Below are 3,111 nucleotides of genomic sequence, written 5' to 3' on the forward strand. Positions count from 1 at the left end.
GAAGGGCCTGGAACGCTTCGACGCCGACCGCGCCATCGACAAGATCCGCGAGCGCTTCGGCAAACAGGCCGTCGGTTATGGCACGGTAGCGCTGGAGGCGGCACGCTCGGTTCCCGACGAATTCAGGGAATTGGCGCAGAAGGAGCTGTGAAGCCGGAGACAGCCGGGCCCTATTGCGTCTCTTCGCCATCCCAGTACCGCCTCACCGCTCCCATGTCGAAAATGCCATCGCGCCGGCGCAAGGCGTCGACCGCCATCTTGTTGGAATCGGGATAGACGCAGACCTCATTGGGGTTTTTCTCGCCGATCATCAGATAGCGGCATGGTCCTGTGCCGCTGTTGAGGAAGGAATGTCCGACCGCCAGGCCGGCCGGAAAGCAGACATAGTCGCCGGCTTTCATCTCATAACGCTCCTCGCCAAGCAGCAGCGTCACTTGCCCTTCCAGGATCAGCGCATGCTCTTCTTCCAGCATATGGTAGTGCCTGGGCGCCAGGCGCATGCCGGGGACCGGCGCCTCGATCAGCACGCCGACATGATAGTCGGGCCGTCCCAAGGCGGCATAGGTGAGGTGTTTGGACTGACCACCGAACCGCGCCCCCTCGTCTTCCTGTTTCCACTCGACAACATCGCTGGCGACCGGCGGGATCGGAGTGGCTGCTGCCTTGGTGACGCCTGCCGTCACATCCGACGGCAACGGATCGCCGGCGGCGAGGCCGGTGTTCTCGCCGTCCCAGTAGGTTCGGGTTGCCGCGAGGTCGAAGATCGCACGGCTGCCCAGCGCGCGCACCAGCACCTTGTTGGAGGCGGTGTAGACGACAACGTCGTTCGGGTTGCGCTCGCCGACGATGACATAGCGGCACGGCGCATCGCCGGTGTTGATGAGGCAGTGTCCCGCCGCGGCGCCGGCAGGGAAGCAGATGTAGTCGCCGGCCTTCATGGCATAGGAAGCGTCGCCGACATAGGCGGTGAGCATCCCTTCGAGGATGAAGACATGCTCTTCCTCGAAAATATGGTAATGCGCCGGCGACGTCTGCTTGCCCGGCGGCAGCTCCTCGATCGCCACGCCGACATGGTAATTCTCGCCTAGAGCGGCCAGCGACAGATGCCGGTAGCGCACACCGAAGCGCGGCACATCGGACCATTCCGTCCATGGCACGCTGTCCGATGCGAATGGCACTGGCGATTTGTCGTCTGCCATCAGGCCCCCTGCTCCTGCCGCCTGCCCTCGTCGCGACGGAACAAAGCTGCCAGCTTCCGGCATCATCGCCAAGCGGTGTTCGCCACACTCCTGACAGAGCCAGACAGGAGCGCTGGCCTTTCGAAACAGTCTCTCAACCCCTGATCGCCTTGCCCGCCTGCTGCAGCAGCTCAAACGCGGAGAAGCGCTTGGCGTGCCAGCCGGCCAGCGTAGCGTCGGGATGATAGACCTCGCCGAGGTCCGACATGCCGGCCATCGCCCCCGTCAGATCTTTGTAGGTCCCGGCGGCGACCGCGCCCAGCATCGCAGAGCCAAGCAGCACCGGCTCCGGCGAGGTCGAAGCCACCACCACCATGCCGGTCGTGTCGGCAAGCAGCTGGCGCACCAGCGGGCTTTGGCCGGCGCCGCCGCTGACCACGATGGTGTCGACGGGAATGCCCTTGTCATGCTCGGCCCGCACGATCTGGCGCGCGCCGTAGCCCAGCCCGCAGACCCCGGCGACATAGAGCCCGACCAGGCTGTCGAGGCTGGTGTCGAGATCAAGCCCGGCGATCAGCGCGCGTGCGTCCGGATCTGCGAAAGGCGCGCGGTTGCCGAGAAATTCCGGCACGACATGGATGCCGCCGACCAGCGCCGGCGTCGCCGCGGCCCCATTGCGGCTTTGCGCCTGCAGCGACAGCCAGGCGCTGAGGCTGAGCCCCTCAGCCTGTGCTTTGTCAGCCGCTTCGCCGGCTGCGGGGTGCATGCGCACCAGATGATCGATGGCAGCACCGGCTGCCGACTGGCCGCCCTCGTTCAGCCACAGGCCCGGCACCATGGCCGAGAAATACGGACCCCAGACGCCTTCGACAAAAGCCGGTTGCGCGGTCGACGACATGGTGCAGGCCGAGGTGCCGAAGACATAGGCCATGCGCGACAGGACGCTGCCGAACGCGCCGCGCGCGCCGACCGTGCCGACGCCGCCGGCATGCGCGTCGATCAACCCGGCCGCCACCGCCGTGCCGAGGTTGAGACCAAGGTCCGCTGCCGCCTGCGCGGTCAGCCCGGCGCCAAGTGCCGCGCCGGCCGGCACGATCTCGGTGCCGATGCGCGCGAATGCTTCGTCGGCCAGCGCGCCGAGGCCGATCTTGCGGAAATAGGCTTTGTCCCAGCGGCTTTCATGCGCGAGATAGGTCCATTTGCAGGTCACGGTGCAGACCGAACGGGCAAGGCTGCCGGTCGCCCGCCAGGTGAGGAAATCGGCGAGGTCCATGAACTGCCAGGCGGCATTGAAGGTGGCGGGCAGGTTTTCCGCCAGCCACAAAAGTTTCGGCGTCTCCATCTCCGGCGAGATGACGCCGCCGACATAATTCAGCACCGCCTCGCCGCTGCGGTTGATGCGGCGCGTCTGCTCGACCGCGCGATGATCCATCCAGACGATGATGTTGCGTTCGGGATTGCCGGACGGACCAACGGCCAAGGGCACACCGCCCTCGCCCAGCACCACCAGCGAACAGGTGGCGTCGAAGCCTATGCCGGCGATCGCCTCGGCTGCCACGCCCGATTGAGCGACCGCTTCCCGCGTGGCCGCGCAAACCGCCCGCCAGATGTCATTGCTCGACTGCTCGACAATGTCGCCGGCCTCGCGCCAGACCTCGATGTCCCGCTTGGCCGAGGCGAGCAAGGTGCCGGTGTGGTCGAACACCCCAGCCCGCGCGCTGCCGGTGCCGACATCGATGCCGAGATAATGGGGCATGGGAGAAACCTTCGGTTTGGCGAGTAGCGAGTAGCGAGTAGCGAAGTCGTTGATTCGCGGATGGAAACCAACTTCCCTATTCGCTATTCGCTATTCGCTATTCGCTTAGAGATCATTGCTCTGCGGCAAAATCACCAGATCGCGGATCGTGACGTTGCGCGGCCGGGTCAGCATGAA

General features: G+C 65.6%; 2 protein-coding genes and 2 pseudogenes. 1 reads left to right on the forward strand and 3 read right to left on the reverse strand.

Going from position 1 to position 3,111, the window contains the following annotated elements; all coding sequences use genetic code 11:
* Positions 1-151 (forward strand): annotated as a pseudogene (locus tag EN943_RS39040) (DNA polymerase IV); the annotation flags it as partial.
* A gap of 19 nt (positions 152-170) precedes the next feature.
* Here EN943_RS39040 and EN943_RS36285 read toward each other — a convergent pair.
* From EN943_RS36285 to EN943_RS36295, 3 genes and pseudogenes are all read right to left on the reverse strand, one after another.
* Positions 171-1,199: a cupin domain-containing protein gene (locus EN943_RS36285; RefSeq protein WP_127416535.1), complete on the reverse strand. Its 1,029-nt coding sequence runs from the start codon at positions 1,197-1,199 to the stop codon at positions 171-173.
* Positions 1,200-1,332: 133 nt separating this feature from the next.
* On the reverse strand, positions 1,333-2,934 hold the full coding sequence (locus EN943_RS36290; RefSeq protein ID WP_127416536.1) for an FGGY-family carbohydrate kinase: 1,602 nt from the start codon (positions 2,932-2,934) through the stop codon (positions 1,333-1,335).
* A 105-nt stretch (positions 2,935-3,039) separates the two neighbouring features.
* A pseudogene (locus EN943_RS36295) lies at positions 3,040-3,111 on the reverse strand (glucose dehydrogenase); the annotation flags it as partial.

The sequence above is a fragment of the Mesorhizobium sp. M7A.F.Ca.US.006.01.1.1 genome, assembly GCF_003997935.1.
Lineage (GTDB): Bacteria > Pseudomonadota > Alphaproteobacteria > Rhizobiales > Rhizobiaceae > Mesorhizobium.